Source organism: Klebsiella sp. RHBSTW-00215 (genome assembly GCF_014103785.1).
GTDB lineage: Bacteria > Pseudomonadota > Gammaproteobacteria > Enterobacterales > Enterobacteriaceae > Klebsiella.
The window spans coordinates 4,322,065-4,340,065 of sequence record NZ_JABXQS010000001.1 but is presented as its reverse complement, the minus strand read 5'-3'; the positions used below and the strand labels follow the sequence as shown (position 1 = coordinate 4,340,065).

Sequence of the window (18,001 nt, the reverse complement as noted above, 5' to 3'; positions counted from 1 at the left end):
CGCGACCTCAAATGCATTTAAAGTAATCAAAGGGTTCACGGCAGCTTTCGCAGCGATACAGCGCTTTGCAGGCCGTGGAACCGAATTCACTGATAAGCGAAGTGTGGGTGCTGCCGCAGCGCGGACAGAGCACATCCTTCGGCATCTCGTCGGCGTGACAGGCGTGGGCCTGCGGCGGGCTGATGCCGTACTGGCGCAGGCGTTCGCGGGCGTCCGGGCTCATCCAGTCGGTGGTCCACGGTGGCTCAAGCTGCAACACAATGTGCACCGGCGTGTAGCCGTGCTCGGTCATCATCGCGCGAATTTCACCTAACAGATGTTCGGTTGCCGGGCAGCCGGAATAGGTTGGCGTGAAGCCAATCACCCAGACGTCGCCGTGACGATCTACACTGCGGACCATGCCGAGGTCGGTAATGGTCAGCACCGGGACTTCCGGGTCGGGGATAGCGCTTAGCAATCCCCAAACGGTGTGCACCTCTGCGGGTGCGATGGCGGCAATATGTTGCATAGCGACCTCCGTTTACCACTGCTGACCTGGGTAGGCACGCTGCAGGTACTGCATCTCTGCCAGCATCGGCCCCAGATGTTCACTGTGCAGCCCCTGTTTGCCGCCGCTGCGAAACGCCGTTTCTTGCGGGATCTGCAAACCAGAATCGAGCAACGCGGTGTGCACCGTCGCCTGCCATTGGGCCTGTAGTTCACGCGGATCGACGGCGATCCCCTGCTCAACTAAGGCGATCTCCAGCTCATCGGCCAGGAACAGCTCGCCGGTGAAACGCCACAGGCTATCAACCGCCTGCTGCATCAGGTTTGCCGAGTGTTCGGTGCCGTTGCCCAGACGTTCCAGCCAGCCGCGGCTAAAGCGCTGGTGATAGCGCACTTCTTTCAGCCCTTTGGCGGCGATGGCGGCAAGCTGCGCGTCACGGCTGTTCACCAGGCGGCTGAACAGCGCCACGTGCCAGACGTCGATAAAGAACTGTCGGGCGATGGTGTCGGCAAAGTTGCCGTTCGGCTGTTCGACCAGCAGCAGATTGCGGAACTGGCGTTCATCGCGACCAAAGGCCAGCGTGTCTTCGTCGCCGCTGCCGTTAAGCTCGGCGGCATAGCTGAGAAAATTGCGCGCCTGACCGAGCAGATCGAGGGCAATATTGGTCAGCGCCAGATCAATCTCCAGCTCCGGCGCATGACCGCACCATTGGCCTAAACGCTGGGCCAGCACCAGGCCGTTATCGCCCAGACGCAGGGCATAGGTTGCAACGGGATTTGAGTTATTCATCGTTGCCTCACATATGTTCCATGCCGTCCGGCACGGTGTAGAACGTCGGATGGCGGTAGACTTTGCTCTCTGCCGGGTCGAAAAACGCGCCGCGTTCTTCCGGCTGCGAGGCAACGATTTCGCTCGCCTTCACCACCCAAATCGAACAGCCTTCGCTGCGACGGGTGTAGGCATCGCGCGCGTTTTCCAGCGCCATCTGGTCATCGGCGGCGTGAAGGCTGCCGACGTGACGGTGAGATAAACCTTGTTTGCTGCGGACAAACACTTCATATAACGGCCAGTATGTTTTGCTCATCTTTATTCTCCTTAGGCGGCGTCGCGGGCCTGCTGTTTTTCGGCATGCGCCAGCGCGGCTTCGCGCACCCATGCCCCCTCTTCCCAGGCCTTGCGTTTTGCGCCCAGACGCTCATGGTTACAAATCCCACGCCCGTTGATGACTTCGTTAAGTTCCTGCCAGTCAATCTCGCCGTAGCGGTAGTGACCGGTGGCTTCGTCAAGCGTCAGATCGGCGTCCGGCACCTGCATGCCGAGGATTTCCACCTGCGGGACTGTGTTGTCGACAAAGCGCTGACGCAGTTCGTCGTTGGAATGCAGTTTGATTTTCCACGCCATGCTGCGGGCGCTGTTCGGCGAGTTGCCGTCGCTCGGGCCGAACATCATCAGCGCGGGCCACCAGAAGCGGTTGATGGCGTCCTGTAACATCTGACGCTGTTCTTCGCTGCCTGCCGCCAGCGCCATGCAGGCTTCAAATCCCTGACGCTGGTGGAAGCTCTCTTCTTTGCAGATTTTGACCATCGCCCGGGCATACGGGCCGTAGGAGGTACGGCACAGCGCCACCTGATTGACAATCGCCGCACCGTCGACCAGCCAGCCGATAACGCCGATATCCGCCCAGGTGAGCGTCGGGTAGTTAAAAATGGAGGAGTACTTCATCTGCCCGTCGAGCATCTTCTGATACAGATCTTCACGGGCGCAGCCGAGGGTTTCGGCGGCGCTGTAGAGGTACAGGCCGTGCCCGGCTTCATCCTGCACTTTCGCCAGCAGAATCGCTTTGCGGCGAAGCGTTGGGGCGCGGGTTATCCAGTTACCTTCCGGCAGCATGCCGACGATTTCTGAATGCGCATGCTGACCAATCTGGCGGATCAGCGTTTTGCGATAGGCGTCCGGCATCCAGTCCTGCGGTTCGATGGCTGTATCCTGCGCGATGCGCTGGTCAAAGCGTTTTTCTTCTGTCACGTCATCACCTTATGATTCCGATAAATTCAACAAATCAATTTTTGCGAATCACTTTGTTTTATAAAAGTTACATCTTAGTTAAATAAAACCACAAATTTTGTTTGTGCATTTTGTGATGAGTACCGCAAAGGCTTTTAACAATTCCTTTATAAACAGGATGATGTCGCTATTGGAGAAGGTGTTCGCGATCGCATTGTTAACAAATTATTAAAATCAGGCTTGCATTTTATGATTCAGAAAAGAACTATTTATAGCGAGATTACGTAACATATCTGGAGAATAACCATGCAGCAGTTAGCCAGCTATTTATCCGGCGCCTGGCAGACCGGCCGGGGCCGCACCCGCACCATTCATCACGCCATCAGCGGCGAAGCGCTGTGGGAAGTGACAAGCGAAGGGCTGGATATGGCGCAGGCGCGCCGCTTCGCCATCGAGCACGGCGGCAAAGCGTTACAGGCGATGACCTTTATTGAACGCAGCGCGATGTTAAAAGCGGTGGCGAAACATCTGCTGGAGCTGAAGGCCGATTTCTATGCTATCTCCGCCGAGACCGGCGCGACGCGTGCGGATAGCTGGGTGGATATTGAAGGCGGTATCGGCACCCTCTTCACCTACGCCGGGCTGGGCAGCCGCGAGCTGCCGGACGATACCCTGTGGCCGGAAGATGAGCTGATCGCGTTGTCCAAACAGGGCGGCTTTGCCGCGCGCCACGTGCTGACCTCAAAATCCGGCGTGGCGGTGCATATCAACGCCTTTAACTTCCCGTGCTGGGGAATGTTAGAAAAGCTGGCCCCAACCTGGCTTGCCGGGATGCCCGCGATCATCAAACCGGCCACCGCCACCGCGCAGCTGACTCAGGCGATGGTCAAAGCGATTGTCGACAGCGGGCTGGTGCCGGACGGCGCGATTAGCCTGATTTGCGGCGGCGCGGGGGATCTGCTCGACCAGCTTGATCATCAGGACGTGGTGACCTTTACCGGCTCGGCAAAAACCGGGCAGCAGCTGCGCGTTCACCCGAATCTGGTGGCGAAATCTGTCCCCTTCACCATGGAAGCGGACTCGCTGAACTGCTGCGTGCTGGGCGAAGATGTCACGCCGGAACAGCCGGAATTCGCGCTGTTTATCCGCGAAGTGGTGCGCGAGATGACCACCAAAGCCGGGCAAAAATGTACCGCCATTCGCCGCATTATCGTGCCGCAGGCGCAGGTCAACGCGGTGCGCGAGGCGCTGATTGCCCGCCTGCAAAAAGTGGTGGTCGGCGACCCGGCGCAGGAAGGCGTGAAGATGGGCGCGCTGGTCAATAGCGAACAGCGTCAGGACGTACAGGATAACGTCAATCGTCTGGTGGAAGCCGGATGTGAAGTACTACTGGGCGGCAAAGCCGATCTTAACGCTGCTGGCGCATTCTTCCCGCCGACGCTGTTGTTCTGCCCGCAGCCGGATGAAGTGGCGGCAGTACACGCCATTGAAGCGTTTGGCCCGGTGGCGACGCTGATGCCGTATCAGAATAGCGAGCACGCGATGGCGCTGGCACGTGCCGGTGAAGGTAGCCTGGCGGGAACCTTAGTGACGGCAGATGGTGATTTGGCGCGTCAGTTTATTCTCGGTGCCGCAAGGGCGCACGGGCGTATTCAGGTGCTGAACGAAGAGTCATCGGTGGAATCCACCGGTCACGGCTCCCCGCTGCCGCAGTTGGTACACGGCGGCCCGGGACGCGCGGGCGGCGGCGAAGAACTCGGCGGCCTACGAGCGGTGAAGCACTACATGCAGCGCACCGCGATTCAGGGCAGCCCGACCATGCTCGCCGCCATCGGCCAGCAGTGGGTGCGCGGCGCGCAGGTGGCGGAAGACCGCATTCACCCGTTCCGCAAATACTTTGAAGAGATCCAGCCGGGCGACAGCCTCCTCACCCCACGCCGCACGCTGACCGAAGCAGATATCGTCAACTTTGCCTGCCTGAGCGGCGATCACTTCTACGCCCATATGGACAAAATTGCCGCCGCCGAGTCGATTTTTGGCGAACGCGTGGTGCACGGCTACTTCCTGATTTCTGCCGCCGCCGGGCTGTTTGTTGATGCGGGCGTCGGCCCGGTTATCGCCAACTACGGCATGGAAAACCTGCGCTTTATCGAGCCGGTAAAACCGGGCGACACCATTCAGGTACGCCTGACCTGCAAACGCAAAACGGTGAAACGCCAGCGCAGCGCCGACGAGAAAGCCACCGGCGTGGTGGAATGGTCGGTGGAGATTTTCAATCAGCATCAGCAGGCGGTGGCGCTGTACTCCATTTTGACGCTGGTCGCGCGTCAGAACGGGGATTTCCCTGCGTAAGTTCCGTGCGATTGCCCGGTGGCGGCTAGCGCCTTACCGGGCCTACATTTGAGTTTGTAGGCCGGATAAGGCGCAAGCCGCCATCCGGCAAAACACCGACACAATCACCTGAATGCCTCTGCGGAGGCATTTTTTGTAACTGGCATAACTGACCAATAACCTGGCAAGCGTGAGCAAACGCCTCGTGACGTTTGGCTGTTAGGTTAAGAGACTGGAACCGAAAAGCCCGGCACGGCACAACATAACGATAAGATGAGGTCATAATGTCTAACGCTTTGATTCAAAAGACACGCAAAACCGCAATGGCGCTGGCTATCGCCCTGTGTTGCGTCGGGACTGGCCCGGCGTTCGCCCACGGTGGTGAAGCGCATATGGTCCCGATGGACAAAACGCTGCAAGACTTTGGCGCTGATGTTCAGTGGGATGATTACGCGCAGGTGTTTACCCTGATTAAAGACGGTGCCTATGTGAAGGTGAAGCCGGGGGCGAAAACCGCGATCCTCAACGGCAAGTCGCTGAACTTACAGGTGCCGGTGGTGATGAAAAACGGCAAAGCGTGGATATCTGAAACCTTTATCAACGACGTTTTCCAGTCCGGGCTCGATCAGACCTTCCAGGTCGAAAAAGTCCCTCACCCGCTGAACTCGCTGTCATCAGCAGAGATTGGCGAAGCGGTCACTATTGTTAAAGCCGCGCCAGAGTTCCAGGCCAACACGCGCTTTACCGAAATCTCCCTGCACGAGCCGGACAAAAAAGCGGTGTGGGATTTTGCCCTCAACGGCACGCCGGTTAACGCTCCGCGCACCGCCGACGTGGTGATGCTCGACGGTAAACATGTGATTGAAGCCGTGGTCGATCTGCAAAACAAAAAGATCCTCTCCTGGACGCCGATTAAAGACGCGCACGGCATGGTGCTGCTTGATGATTTCGCCAGCGTACAGAACATCATTAACGCCAGCACCGAATTTGCTGACGTGCTGAAAAAACACGGCATCCAGGACACCAGCAAAGTCGTCACCACCCCGCTCACCGTCGGTTACTTCGACGGTAAAGACGGCCTGAAGCAGGACGCGCGCCTGCTGAAAGTGGTCAGCTATCTTGATACCGGCGATGGTAACTACTGGGCGCACCCGATTGAAAACCTGGTCGCCGTCGTTGACCTTGAGCAGAAAAAAATCATCAAGATTGAAGAAGGCCCGGTGATCCCGGTACCGATGCAATCACGCCCGTATGATGGCCGCGACCGCGTGGCAAAATCGGTGAAACCGCTGGAAATCATCGAACCGGAAGGCAAAAACTACACCATCACCGGCGATATGGTGCACTGGCAGAACTGGGACTTCCACCTGCGCCTGAACTCGCGCGTCGGGCCGATTCTCTCGACCGTGACCTATAACGACAACGGTAAAAAACGTCAGGTGATGTACGAAGGATCGCTCGGCGGGATGATCGTGCCTTACGGCGACCCGGACGTGGGCTGGTACTTCAAAGCGTATCTGGATTCCGGCGATTACGGTATGGGCACCCTGACCTCGCCAATCGTGCGCGGCAAAGATGCGCCGTCTAACGCCGTGCTGCTGGATGAAACCATCGCCGATTACACCGGCGCGCCGTCGACCATTCCGCGCGCCGTCGCCATCTTCGAACGCTACGCCGGGCCGGAGTACAAACACCAGGAGATGGGCAAACCGAACGTCAGCACCGAGCGCCGCGAACTGGTGGTGCGCTGGATAAGTACCGTCGGCAACTACGACTATATCTTTGACTGGGTGTTCCACGAAAACGGCACCATCGGCATCGACGCCGGGGCCACCGGCATTGAAGCGGTGAAAGGCGTGCTGGCGAAAACCATGCACGATCCGAGCGCCAAAGACGATACCCGCTACGGGACGCTGATCGACCATAATATTGTCGGCACCACCCACCAGCATATTTACAACTTCCGCTTAGATCTCGACGTCGACGGCGAAAATAACACCCTGGTGGCGATGGACCCGGAAGTGAAGCCAAACACCAGCGGCGGCCCGCGCACCAGTACCATGCAGGTGAATCAGTACAGCATCGACAGCGAGCAGAAAGCGGCGCAGAAGTTTGACCCGGGCACCATCCGCCTGCTGAGCAATACCACCAAAGAAAACCGCATGGGCAATCCGGTTTCGTACCAGATTATCCCTTATGCAGGCGGCACGCATCCGGTGGCGACCGGCGCAAAATTCGCCCCTGACGAGTGGATTTACCACCGTCTGAGCTTTATGGATAAGCAGCTGTGGGTCACCCGCTATCATCAGGATGAGCGTTACCCGGAAGGCAAATACCCGAACCGTTCAATTCACGACACCGGTCTGGGGCAGTATGCGAAGGACGATGAGTCGCTCGATAATAACGATGACGTGGTGTGGATCACTACCGGTACCACCCACGTGGCACGTGCCGAAGAGTGGCCGATTATGCCGACGGAATGGGCGCATGCGTTGTTGAAACCGTGGAACTTCTTTGATGAGACGCCGACGCTGGGTGAGAAGAAGAAGTAAGGTAGATTAGAGGCTAAACGGCGATAAATCCCCCGGGTTTAGCGCCGTTTTTTTTGTTTTAGGAGCGGGTTTGTGCCAGATATAGTCATTCACACCCTGAGAGTTACACTTTTAAGTGATTCAGGGTATGCGCTTACTGGTTACGAATATTGTGCCAGAATCATGTGGTTTGATGATTGCCGCTTTGCTTTCGAGCCAGTAAGTGCTCCACGTTCGCTAACGAATACTCAGGGCATGCAGAAAAACTGCTGACTATATTTCTTTCGAAGAGCGTGGAATGCATACCAATCCTCGATTTAAAGGAGCTGGTGATGACTGCGATTAATCAGTTTGCTGCTCATGTTGGTCTGGACTGGGCGGATAAAAAACACGATGTCTGCGTTCAGTTTAAAAACGGCAAGCGCATATTCCAGGTGGTTGAACACACTCCGGAAGCACTTGATATCTGGCTCAACGAGTTGCACCAAAAGGTGAAAGGCAGGATCGCTATCGCCCTTGAGCTGAAGAAAGGCCCGGTGGTGTATGCTCTCCAGAAGTACCCATTTGTCACTGTTTTTCCTGTGCACGCGTTGTCACTGGCCCGCTATCGGCAGACCTTCTGGCCAAGCGGTGCTAAGGATGATCCACAGGATGCTGAGTTAGCATTAGAGCTAATGCTACGCTATCCCCAAAAGATAAAAGCCATAGAACCCGACAATGGCAATATCCGATTACTTCAACAGTTAGTTGAGCAGCGTCGACTGCTGGTTGAGGACAAACGCCGCTTTGTGAATCGACTCATCAATACGCTAAAACAGTATTATCCTCAGCCCCTGGAGTGGTTCTCACATCGGGGTAGCTTACTGTTGTGTGAGCTGATTATCCGGTGGCCCAGTCTGCAACAACTGAAACGAGCCAGGCGCGACACGATTCGCAACTTTCTGAATGCCAAAGGTGGCCGCGCAATGGCCCTTACCGAGCAACGTGTTGCGAATATTGATAACGCGATCCCATTGACGACAGACCTGAGTGTTATAGAGGCTAATGCTTTGATGGCAACAGCACTGGCGACACAAATTAAAGTCGTGAGTGAAATCATCAAAACCTATGACGAACGAATCGAAACGCTGTTTGACACATTGCCAGATGCTGGGCTGTTCAAATCACTTCCGGGCATGGGGCCGTGTATGGGCCCACGTATGCTTGCTGCACTTGGTGATAACCGTGATCGGTTTAACAGCGCTGAAGAAATTCAAAACTATGCAGGTATTGCACCGGTGACCGAACGAAGTGGCCAGAAATCATGGGTTCACTGGCGATGGCAATGTGCCAAGTTCGTCAGGCAGACCTTTGTTGAATGGGCTGCCAAGACGGTTAATTCATCATACTGGGCCAAACTTTATTACCAGAGACAGCGAGAAAAAGGGAAATCGCATCAATCAGCAATCCGGGCTCTGGCGTTTAAATGGATAAGGATCATTTACCGCTGCTGGAAGACCAGAACCCGCTACGACGAAGCTAAATATTTGCTGACACTGGAAGCGCGAAAGTCGCCCTTACTGAAGCCATAAAAAGCTTGTCGAATGTCTCAGGGCGTGAAGCGGACTTTGTTTGCACAGTGTTATATTGTTCCCAGTAGCAGTTCATTAGGTATGCGGTTCGCGCAATGAGGGGCTGTCTGGCACTGATTAAAGATGGAAACATGAATGACAGGTGATTTGATCGCGGTTTCTGCTATTGGCGTAGCTATCCTGTTTGGTGCAATAAGCCCGGGAGCTAGCTTTCTTCTCGTTGCCCGAATGGCAATGTCCAGTTCGAGACGGACGGCTTTATCTGTTGCTGCAGGTATGGGTTTTGGTGCGTCTGTTTTTGCTGCAATAGCGCTAGCAGGTCTCCACACCCTGTTGACTCTGATCCCATCACTTTACACAGGACTTAAGGTTGCAGGCGGTTGCTATCTTTTATGGCTGGCGTTGAAAATGTTTCGTCGTCCTTCAAATCATTTTAATAATTCTGCCGGTACACAGGAAGTAAGCGTTTCGAAAGCTTTTATGACTGGCTTTTTTACGCAAATCAGCAATCCCCATACTGCGCTGGTATTTGCCAGTATTTTTTCCGCAGCGTTGAGCAAAAATATTCAGCCTGTTATGTACATCATCCTGCCCGCAATGGCATTCGTTATTGATGTGCTCTGGTATGCAGTCGTTGCATGCTTATTATCAACTGACGGGCCACGTAAGGCTTACATTAAATATCGTCATTTTATAGATAAACTCAGCGGAGGCTTTATGGCCTTTTTGGGAATACGATTACTGTTAAAGTGAGTCTGACTAGTACGACGTAGTCTGGTGATACGAAGTGTTCATTTCGTCTTTTCGCTCATAGCTGCTAGTCAAATATCTCGCATTAAGCATGTGAGATGACAGTGTCTGACTGATGGGCAGAATTACCGGACAGCCCTGGGGAGACATTTCCGGGAGACAATCAATGGGAAACATTTTAATGTGAGAGTTTAGGCGGGTCACTGAGTATGTATTACCACATGCCATTGGAAGAATGATCCATGCCACCTGCGAGTGTGGAACAACCAAAAGCCTACTGCACCGGAGGATGTCTTACCATGTTGACTAATCTCAGTAGAGATGAAAGTAAAAGACTTGCGGCTATCGACTTGTTGAAAAATCCTGACAAAGGTCGGGATGATGCGTTAAAAAAATATACTCATCTAATATGCCACTTGCTGAACATGCCGATGAGCTTTGTTTCTATTCTCGATGAAGAAAAGCAATATATCAAATCCGCTCAAAATATCGCCACCACGGAAACCCGCCTGAGCGAGGCATTTTGCGTACAGCCCCTGAAACAGAGTAAAACATTCATTTGTCATGACACTCATCAGCACCCTACCTTTCATGACTATCAGGCGGTAAAAGAAGATCCATTCATTCGCTTTTATGCAGGGTGTCCACTTAAAACTCAGGATGGAGTACCGATAGGAACCTTGTGTATCTTCGATACTCAACCCAGGGAACTTTCAGACAAGCAGCTCGATCTTTTTGAAAAGATGGCAGGGCTTATATCAGATTTCCTGGCCTCCTGGCACTCGGTAGGCTATACCGATGTCGTCACACTATTACCCAATCGTCAGCGCCTGCTGAAGGACATTGAGGTGTCGGCGGCGAGCACCTTCCGGCTGGTCATCATTGACTGCATTGATATGCCCTTTGCCTACGAGATGGCCCGCTCATTGGGGATGATTGCCGTAGAAAACTTACTTCGGGACATGACCGTCGAACTGCAGGCACGTCTTCCCATGGCGGGCCAGCTTTACGCCGTGGCGGTCGGACGATTTGCTTTTTTTACGCCTGAACCTACGGCCCTGTCACTGAAAAACATTGCACAAAACCTTCAGGGAACCCAGGCCAGGATTGGCCCGGAAGTTCCCCTGGATTTGGATATTCACATGGGTGACTCCGGGCTTTGCGACAGCACCCTGACGCCGAATGAAATTCTGCGTCGTGCGGTGAGCGCATTGCATGAGGCGATAAGCCAGGGGCACCGTTTTACCACCTATAATGACGCCCTGGATACCCGCAAAAAGAGAGATTTCAGCCTGCTGACCGAACTCAGACAAACGCTGAAGGGAAACCAGGGCTTATATCTGGTCTATCAGCCGAAAATCTCACTGGCGACCGGGCGCGTGACGGGTGCTGAAGCGCTGGTCAGATGGAAGCATCCGACCAACGGCGAAGTCCTGCCCGGCGAATTTATCCCGCTGGTCGAAAAAACCAGCCTGATGCGTGAGCTCACGGCCTGGGTTATCGATCGTACTATCGCGCAGCTGAGCGAGTGGCGGGACCAGGGACTTACTCTGCCAGTGTCAATTAATCTGGCCGCCAGTGACTTTTCTCGGCCCGATTTCGCTGAGGAGCTTGAACAGAAACTGCGGAATGCGTCTCTTGACCCGGCGCTGCTGGGGTTGGAGTGTCTGGAAACAGAGAAGATGCTTGAAAGTCCGACCGCGCTAAACGGACTAGACATGCTCAAAAAACGCGGATTTAAAATTTCTCTGGATGACTTTGGATCGGGATACAGCAACATTAATTACCTGCGACAAATCCCGATGGACATCATCAAGCTTGACCGCTCTATTGTGAGTAAGGTTGCCCACGACAAGGCAAGCCGCATCGTTGTTCGCAACGTTATCACCCTCCTCAAGCAACTCGACTATATCGTTCTGGCCGAAGGAGTCGAGGAAGCCAGTACTGTTGATATTTTAAGAAAGCTGGGCTGCGATGAAGTTCAGGGCTATTTTTTTGCCAAACCAATGACCCCCGATGTTTTTGAAACCTGGTATCATGGTAAAGACAATGCCTTAAAGTGAGCGAGCATTAAGTAAATACGTATGCACGCCTGCCCGTAATATATGAATAAGAAGGGAACTGGTCATCCTGACCAGCTCTCTATTGATTATCAGACGCCAATGATAGTCCTGCATCCGGGTAATCATGACAAATTCTAAAGACCGCTATTCGCTCTCCACAGACCTTCAGATCCAAGAGCTTGTCCGCTGTGAGCCAAAAGCGGACAATCCTGATACTGAAATTTGAACTGTGGGGAACTCCATCATAGTGCGGCGTCGTCCTAAAACAGCAACATATCATTTATCGCTCAGGTATCCATGTGTCTGCTTCGCTGTCTTCAGGATAATAATAACCATTAGGTATTGATTGTAGTTCTATCAGGCTGCCCCATGGAGCCTTAAAGTATACGCTGGCATTACCATCGGTATCTTCATGACGCGAATTTTCATGAATTTCCGAAAGGAACTGGCCTCCCGCTGCCCTGACTCTTTCCAACGCGTATTGTATATCGTCCACATAAAGTGAAATGTGGTTCCAGCCAAAGTCCTGTAGCCCTACCGGCTGCGCCTGTTCTCTGCTTACTATCTCAAAAAGCTCCAGATTTGGACCATTACCAATTCTCAGCAACCGCTGTTTGATAATCATTGAGCCTTCTGTCAGGCCCAACTGCCTTTCGGTATCAGCCCCTTCTCTTGGGGAATCGCTATCGGTCAGGCCGTCATAAACAAACCTGGCATCCAATGCCTTTTGCAAAAATTCAGTTGCCTGCTGCAGGTTTGGAACCGTTAGACCCACATGATTTATGCCTCTGCTAACGGTACGTTTTTCTCTATTTATCATATGTATACTCTGGTTAAAAATTTAAATGAATCAAACAGAGTTTAGTACAATTTTCATTTAAGAAACGCAATGCCTGATAATTTGTAAATTTTCTGTCGCAAAAAAACATCCGTAGTTCGCTCCTTACGAACAGCTAAAGACCATAATTAATACTCGCCTTCAAATTTAAGTGACATCATGACGGCTATACATGTAAGGGCTTCAGTGTTTATTCAGCAATATCAGGCATAATTATTCTCCACCAATGAGGTTTCATATCTTGAAATGAATGGGATGATGGCGAAAATAAGTCGCGTTGGTTGTGGTCAAATATACCGCTCAGCAAAGCAGTTACCTGAGAGTCATCAATAGCACCGACCGAGGTCCCACACCGGGCGCAAAATGCCCTGGATGAAGCTGCTGATGAGCGGAACAGCGATGGTTCCCCCTTCGGCAGTCCATTCAACATCTGCGGAGTCAAATTCAATCCATACTGCGGTCTGACAGCCAGTATGTTTCTGGCACATATCGCAGGAACAGGAATGAGGGGAAGAAGGATTTATCGCTGTGAATCTGATGACCCCACATAAACATCCACCTGACAATTTCATATCCATCGAGCCCTTGTAGAATGTTCAGAGAGACAAAGATAGCATCGACCACTCCTCACAGCGGAACCTCAAATCAGTCAGTTAGTCCGCTCAGTGCCAGGGAGAGACGTTGCAAATTATCAGGTGCGTTAATACATGGCGCGCTGACTGGCTCTTACAGATTCGACTGAACAGCCTTGAGCGTCCGTATTCGAATCCAGCCGCTTCCTGCACGTATCGCCAACCAGTACGCGGCCATTTTTAGCTGAGTGACTCTATCCGAACAGTAGATGAACGTTTCAGTACATAGCTCATACTGACCTTTTTTCAGTTCCGCTACCCGATAGCGCAGTAAAAGTTTCGCGCTACCCGCCATTGCAGATGTCTGATAATCGTTAGCATCTGGCACGTTTTCCAGACCGAAATCTGCACGCCAGAATTTTCCTCGTAAGCCGTAGCAAAGTTCAGACGATGACTTTTCCAGAAGAGTAAAGCTGTGCAGGCCAAAGCTATTAACCGCCTGATTTTGCTGACTGTGCCGTAATTTCTGTGGGAGCTGTCGCATAAACATTAATAACCGGATGACGGGATCTTGATGAATATCGAATTCTGTAACCAGCGGCAGAATTTTTTCAGGCGAGTTCGTCTCAATGATGGCACTGTGCTTCTCATAAAACTGGAACTGAGGCAAGAAAGCGGGAACATCATACCAGCCAGCAAGCGCTTTACGGGTAACGAATCCAGGATTAACCATATGACTTCCTTGCTATATTTTTTTAGCTTAGCCAAAGTAACATATTCGAGCCATTTCAATGATTGCTCTGCCTACTAATTCTTCTTGTAATTGTATATTACGCACTCTTCACTTGATTTAGCAAGAAAGTATAAATTCTTTGGCGATGGGGGAGTTCCATTTATCCACTTATCCTCAAATTTTTCAATTTCGCACTTTTGAGTGTTCGAGTTATAAATTATCGATTTCAAAATCATTGGTGGGTAGCTTGAACATATGGCCTGGGTTTTTATGGTCTCACTATTTGTTTTTCTATATAACCATTCGAAAAAATACTTCATGATTATTATTAAAGGTGTTGCAATTAAACAAATCAGAAGGGCGTCGCGAAACCAATTGTTCAAAAACGAAAGAATGGAAAGGAAATATATAGCAATGGCTAATGTTAATGCAATCGATAGTACGCCTCTATGCATAATGTTTGTAGCATTGTATTGAAATTTTTTAGAGATACTGTCAGATCCATGCGATAAGTCACTGGCATCTCTTCCTTCTCGATTAAAAAAATCATTAATTACTATTTTTTTAGCTTCAGTTCTTTCTGCTGAACTAAAGTTTGCAGGATTGTTTTTAAACCTTATCAGAGCGATACGATTGAATCTCTCACTATTTAATTTAACGTCTAATTTTTGAAAAGTTATAGGCTGACCGCTGGCAGCATATTCATACAAGTATTTACATTTTTCATTGTTAGATCCAAAGGGGGGCTCATCCATAACTAAGGCTGCATGATTCCAACCACTATTGCTGCCAATTTTTACAAAAAGTGTTTTTAAAGACCATGTCTTATTGTTGAATAATATAATGTCAAACGCTTGAGCTTCTTTCAAAATATAGCTCGTATCAGTGTTATGACTAATTAATTCAGTTTTGTATATTTTCCCCATGATTATCCATTGCCTCTATTATTTTTTTCTGCCGATTACTTGAAAAACATTTGGTAAGATATAGTCCAAGTTGATAAGGCTCGTTTAGTTCCTGCTTACACTCTTTTTTACAGATATTTTCTGTAATATGCTACTCAATTATTCAGAAAAAATTCGTTACTAATGGGGGTTACCAGAGTGATTTATTATCATACTGTTGCGCTCAAGTTCGGTTGTCTAAGTTAAGTACGAAGCACGATTCGGAATATAAATCAATAGTCCGCTTTTCGCTCATAGCAGGCCTTCAGCTCAACCAGCTCGTCCGTTTCCTGCCAAATACGGAAATTAAGGTCATTTCGAACCGTTAACGGTTAACTTGCTTTCAAGTATGTTGATGATCAAATCGAGTGGAAAGATTATTTCGTTGGTATGTCTGAACTCTCCTATTGTCCACCAGTAGCATGCCCCCAACCAAAAACCGCCACCCGTTTTCCCACTATACAGCCAAGGCCCCGCATTTATGATACCACTCAAACAGTAATGATAACTATTTGCATCAATATGCTATGTTAAACACGCTTAAAACAAGACTTGGTTCTCATGGCGGAAGATAAGACTCATCGCGTGGGGAAAAACTGTGGCTGCGTTGAGATGCAGCATCAATACAATTTATGGAGATAAGATGAGAAGAATTTCAGTCTGGTCAGTGCTGTTGGCCTCCACTATTGCGATGTCAACCGCCACAACGGCATACGCCGATAGCCAATGGGCAGCCGCCACCACTACCTTCCCTGGTAATATCCGTGCCGGGTCACGGGAAGTTCCCGTCAAGCCTGGAGATAAAACGGTTGTAGCCATAAAGAACCTGCAGGCGGGCACGACCGTCACCATGCTCAATGGCACTGAAGTGCTGACACCAAAACCACTGACTGCCGATGAAAAAGGAAATCTCAATATTCCGCTGACCGTTCCGGCCGATGCCGCTACAGGCCTTCATCCACTCACTGTTATTACGCAAAATCCCGCGAGCGTTTCGCAGGTCATGTTGAAATTGTCCCAGATTGTCCCGCCAAAAAACACGGAGGCTTTCAAGCTACAAACAACGTCCGTCGGTGAGCGAGCTTACCAGTCGGCAGTGTCGGCTGACGGGAAGCTGTTCGTGACCTCTGCACGCGGCCCGAAGGATGGTAGCCGCCTAATGAGACTGAACGCCGGAACCCTGGCTATCGAAGCAGAGGCAACTCTACCTAAAGACAAAAAAGGTGAGCAGATTGGTGTCTTCGGCGTCGGTGTTGATAACGTTCATAATCAGGTCTGGACGACGAACACTCTTGCCGAGACGGTGACCGTCTATGACGCAAAAACGCTTTCCGTCGTGAAGGTTTTCCCGGAGGGATCGGTCTCGCATCCACGCGATGTGGTTATTGATGAAGCCAACAATCGGGCCTATGTCAGCGCGGCTCTGACCGGTTTTGTCGAAGTGTATGACACCAAAACGCTAGAGCACATCGGTCAGTTGGAGTTTGTGGTGGAGCGTGGCAAAAACCTGTTTAACAGTACCGATCTTACCCTCGATAGCGCTGGCGGCAAACTCTACGGCGTTAGCCGCGATACGCCATGGGTAGGCTGGATTGATCTCAAAACCGGTAAGAGTACAACGGTGAAAGTACCTCAGGCGCAGGGCGCAACCGACATCGCTCGCGATCCGCAGACTGGCCGTCTTTATGTCGCGTCCCAGGAGACGAACAATGTCGTGGTTCTTGACGCGGACGGTAAGGTACTTGCGGATACCTATATTGGTGCCGGGGGCGTATCTGTCGTCTGGGATCCGCTGACGTCGCAAGTTTTCGCGGCCACACGCGCAGGCGGCAGCGTAGCTGTGCTGAATAAGGATGGTAAACTGGTCGCTAATATCCCGATGGATAATACTCCAAACAACCTTACCGCCGGGCCTGATGGCGCCGTTTATCTGGTATCTATGTATGGTACGACCGGGGATAAAGTTCAGACAGGCTCAGTGACGAAAATCACCGCCCAAAAATAACGGCATTATTATTCCCCCCAGCCGCCTGTTGGCTGGGGGGTATGTTTTCAGCATATCTGAACGGTATTCACGTCCTTTTACCCGAGGCACTCTGACGCCCATCACGCTTCATACACACGAATTTACAACAATTACTCCGCGCGACAATATCTGCCGCACCAGGCTGCCCATACGCAAGTCTCCAGGAGGCAGTTTCTCGCTCATGAGGGACAATCATACTCAAATCTCCCACATCACAGGAGGTTTGAGTATGAATATGTCACCGTGGAACAAAGATCGTGTTATTGGCCAAAATGACCACTTCAGATATCTCATATCTGGGAGATCCGAATCAGGCTTGAACTGGAACGTAAAACGCGCGATTTGTCTCTATTCAATGTTTAGACGCCATTGCCATTAATGGGGATGCATCGGAGTGGATTAATAAGATCACCCCATGTGGCTTCATAAAAGGCGCCAATTATCTAAAGACCCGAAGTCATGCCACGAGTCTGCCGCTGCTCACTAAAAGCGCCTGATGAGGTGGGTTTTACTTGCTCATAATTGTAATGAAAATCGTTCTCAATTAAAATGTGATGGAAGTCACTCAATTTGAAAACCTGAGAACCTGATATGTCCGCCATTGATGCCTCATCTCCATCAGAAATCCATCAACTGTACCTGCATCATCACAGCTGGTTGCGAGGGATCCTGCGTAAACGATTAGGTAACCTCAGCGATGCCGCCGACCTGGCCCACGATGTTTTTATCCAGCTATTGCTAAAGCCCCGATGTTTTGACAGCAACGAAGGTGCGAGGGCCTATTTGAGCGTAATGGCGCATGGTATGTGCGTCGATCTGTGGCGACGCAAAGAGTTAGAAAAAGCATGGCTTAACACGATGCAACTCCGCGCCAACACCATCGTGATTTCCACTGAACATCAAGTGTTGATACTGGAAACATTGTATGAGGTTGACACCATGCTGCGCAGCCTGCCGGAAAAAGTGCGCACCGCGTTCATTATGTCGCAGATTCAGGGGATGACTTACGCGCAAATAGCTTTGGCCTTACAGGTTTCCGAAAGAATGGTGAAAAAATACATGGCAAAAGCAATGCTTCACTGCATATTGCTGGAAGCGGAACTGTCAGACGCCACAGCGGATGTCCCGTCTGCGGGCTCTCGTTAACGCCG

14 protein-coding genes and 3 pseudogenes are annotated in these 18,001 nt (G+C 51.3%); 8 read left to right on the top strand and 9 right to left on the bottom strand.

Annotation, left to right across the window (positions count from 1 at the left end):
* Positions 1 to 7: 7 nt before the first annotated feature.
* The 4 genes from paaD to paaA are packed head-to-tail and all read right to left on the bottom strand — an operon-like array spanning position 8 to position 2,512.
* Entirely contained in the window at positions 8 to 508 is a 501-nt protein-coding gene (gene paaD / locus HV127_RS20535; RefSeq protein WP_182238326.1) for a 1,2-phenylacetyl-CoA epoxidase subunit PaaD, read from the bottom strand.
* Between the two features lie 12 nt (positions 509 to 520).
* On the bottom strand, positions 521 to 1,276 hold the full coding sequence (gene paaC / locus HV127_RS20530; protein WP_182238324.1) for a 1,2-phenylacetyl-CoA epoxidase subunit PaaC: 756 nt from the start codon (positions 1,274 to 1,276) through the stop codon (positions 521 to 523).
* Positions 1,277 to 1,283: 7 nt separating this feature from the next.
* On the bottom strand, positions 1,284 to 1,571 hold the full coding sequence (gene paaB, locus HV127_RS20525; RefSeq protein WP_062773507.1) for a 1,2-phenylacetyl-CoA epoxidase subunit PaaB: 288 nt from the start codon (positions 1,569 to 1,571) through the stop codon (positions 1,284 to 1,286).
* An 11-nt stretch (positions 1,572 to 1,582) separates the two neighbouring features.
* Entirely contained in the window at positions 1,583 to 2,512 is a 930-nt protein-coding gene (paaA, locus tag HV127_RS20520; protein ID WP_182238322.1) for a 1,2-phenylacetyl-CoA epoxidase subunit PaaA, read from the bottom strand.
* 285 nt (positions 2,513 to 2,797) lie between these two features.
* Between paaA and paaZ the strand changes: the two genes are divergently transcribed.
* The 5 genes from paaZ to HV127_RS20495 all read left to right on the top strand — a co-directional run bounded on the left by paaZ (position 2,798) and on the right by HV127_RS20495 (position 11,737).
* Positions 2,798 to 4,843: a phenylacetic acid degradation bifunctional protein PaaZ gene (gene paaZ, locus HV127_RS20515; RefSeq protein WP_182238320.1), complete on the top strand. Its 2,046-nt coding sequence runs from the start codon at positions 2,798 to 2,800 to the stop codon at positions 4,841 to 4,843.
* A 263-nt stretch (positions 4,844 to 5,106) separates the two neighbouring features.
* A complete protein-coding gene (tynA, locus tag HV127_RS20510) occupies positions 5,107 to 7,374 on the top strand; it encodes a primary-amine oxidase (RefSeq protein WP_182238318.1) in 2,268 nt (755 codons plus the stop codon).
* Positions 7,375 to 7,685: 311 nt separating this feature from the next.
* A complete protein-coding gene (locus tag HV127_RS20505) occupies positions 7,686 to 8,924 on the top strand; it encodes an IS110 family transposase (protein WP_182234946.1) in 1,239 nt (412 codons plus the stop codon).
* A 135-nt stretch (positions 8,925 to 9,059) separates the two neighbouring features.
* A complete protein-coding gene (locus tag HV127_RS20500; RefSeq protein WP_182238316.1) occupies positions 9,060 to 9,677 on the top strand; it encodes a LysE family transporter in 618 nt (205 codons plus the stop codon).
* A 296-nt stretch (positions 9,678 to 9,973) separates the two neighbouring features.
* Entirely contained in the window at positions 9,974 to 11,737 is a 1,764-nt protein-coding gene (locus HV127_RS20495) for a sensor domain-containing phosphodiesterase (protein WP_182238314.1), read from the top strand.
* A 280-nt stretch (positions 11,738 to 12,017) separates the two neighbouring features.
* Here HV127_RS20495 and HV127_RS20490 read toward each other — a convergent pair whose 3' ends face one another.
* From HV127_RS20490 to HV127_RS31795, 5 genes and pseudogenes are all read right to left on the bottom strand, one after another.
* Positions 12,018 to 12,557: a VOC family protein gene (locus HV127_RS20490; RefSeq protein WP_142982779.1), complete on the bottom strand. Its 540-nt coding sequence runs from the start codon at positions 12,555 to 12,557 to the stop codon at positions 12,018 to 12,020.
* Positions 12,558 to 12,765: 208 nt separating this feature from the next.
* Positions 12,766 to 13,153, bottom strand: a pseudogene (locus HV127_RS31800) (GFA family protein).
* 148 nt (positions 13,154 to 13,301) lie between these two features.
* Positions 13,302 to 13,880 (bottom strand): hypothetical protein, encoded by a 579-nt coding sequence (locus HV127_RS20485; RefSeq protein WP_182238312.1) that lies wholly within the window; start codon positions 13,878 to 13,880, stop codon positions 13,302 to 13,304.
* A gap of 74 nt (positions 13,881 to 13,954) precedes the next feature.
* Positions 13,955 to 14,806 (bottom strand): hypothetical protein, encoded by an 852-nt coding sequence (locus tag HV127_RS20480; RefSeq protein WP_182238310.1) that lies wholly within the window; start codon positions 14,804 to 14,806, stop codon positions 13,955 to 13,957.
* Between the two features lie 330 nt (positions 14,807 to 15,136).
* Positions 15,137 to 15,244, bottom strand: a pseudogene (locus tag HV127_RS31795) (DNA mismatch repair protein MutT); the annotation flags it as partial.
* A gap of 223 nt (positions 15,245 to 15,467) precedes the next feature.
* Between HV127_RS31795 and HV127_RS20475 the strand changes: the two are divergent.
* The 3 genes and pseudogenes from HV127_RS20475 to HV127_RS20470 all read left to right on the top strand — a co-directional run bounded on the left by HV127_RS20475 (position 15,468) and on the right by HV127_RS20470 (position 17,996).
* Positions 15,468 to 16,829 carry a hypothetical protein gene (locus HV127_RS20475; protein ID WP_182238308.1) on the top strand — a complete coding sequence of 454 codons (1,362 nt, stop codon included), beginning with the start codon at positions 15,468 to 15,470 and terminating at the stop codon, positions 16,827 to 16,829.
* 250 nt (positions 16,830 to 17,079) lie between these two features.
* A pseudogene (locus HV127_RS31790) lies at positions 17,080 to 17,210 on the top strand (integrase); the annotation flags it as partial.
* 231 nt (positions 17,211 to 17,441) lie between these two features.
* Positions 17,442 to 17,996 (top strand): sigma-70 family RNA polymerase sigma factor, encoded by a 555-nt coding sequence (locus HV127_RS20470; protein WP_182238306.1) that lies wholly within the window; start codon positions 17,442 to 17,444, stop codon positions 17,994 to 17,996.
* The last annotated feature ends 5 nt before the right edge of the window (positions 17,997 to 18,001 follow it).

Excerpts from the sequence above, each read along its gene's own strand:
- HV127_RS20485 (WP_182238312.1), bottom strand. The coding sequence starts at position 13,880 with ATGGTTAATCCTGGATTCGTTACCCGTAAAGCGCTTGCTGGCTGGTAT.
- paaD (WP_182238326.1), bottom strand. The coding sequence starts at position 508 with ATGCAACATATTGCCGCCATCGCACCCGCAGAGGTGCACACCGTTTGG.
- paaZ (WP_182238320.1), top strand. The coding sequence starts at position 2,798 with ATGCAGCAGTTAGCCAGCTATTTATCCGGCGCCTGGCAGACCGGCCGG.
- tynA (WP_182238318.1), top strand. The coding sequence starts at position 5,107 with ATGTCTAACGCTTTGATTCAAAAGACACGCAAAACCGCAATGGCGCTG.
- HV127_RS20500 (WP_182238316.1), top strand. The coding sequence starts at position 9,060 with ATGACAGGTGATTTGATCGCGGTTTCTGCTATTGGCGTAGCTATCCTG.
- HV127_RS20470 (WP_182238306.1), top strand. The coding sequence starts at position 17,442 with ATGTCCGCCATTGATGCCTCATCTCCATCAGAAATCCATCAACTGTAC.
- HV127_RS20480 (WP_182238310.1), bottom strand. The coding sequence starts at position 14,806 with ATGGGGAAAATATACAAAACTGAATTAATTAGTCATAACACTGATACG.
- HV127_RS20490 (WP_142982779.1), bottom strand. The coding sequence starts at position 12,557 with ATGATAAATAGAGAAAAACGTACCGTTAGCAGAGGCATAAATCATGTG.
- HV127_RS20505 (WP_182234946.1), top strand. The coding sequence starts at position 7,686 with ATGACTGCGATTAATCAGTTTGCTGCTCATGTTGGTCTGGACTGGGCG.
- HV127_RS20475 (WP_182238308.1), top strand. The coding sequence starts at position 15,468 with ATGAGAAGAATTTCAGTCTGGTCAGTGCTGTTGGCCTCCACTATTGCG.
- paaC (WP_182238324.1), bottom strand. The coding sequence starts at position 1,276 with ATGAATAACTCAAATCCCGTTGCAACCTATGCCCTGCGTCTGGGCGAT.
- paaB (WP_062773507.1), bottom strand. The coding sequence starts at position 1,571 with ATGAGCAAAACATACTGGCCGTTATATGAAGTGTTTGTCCGCAGCAAA.
- HV127_RS20495 (WP_182238314.1), top strand. The coding sequence starts at position 9,974 with ATGTTGACTAATCTCAGTAGAGATGAAAGTAAAAGACTTGCGGCTATC.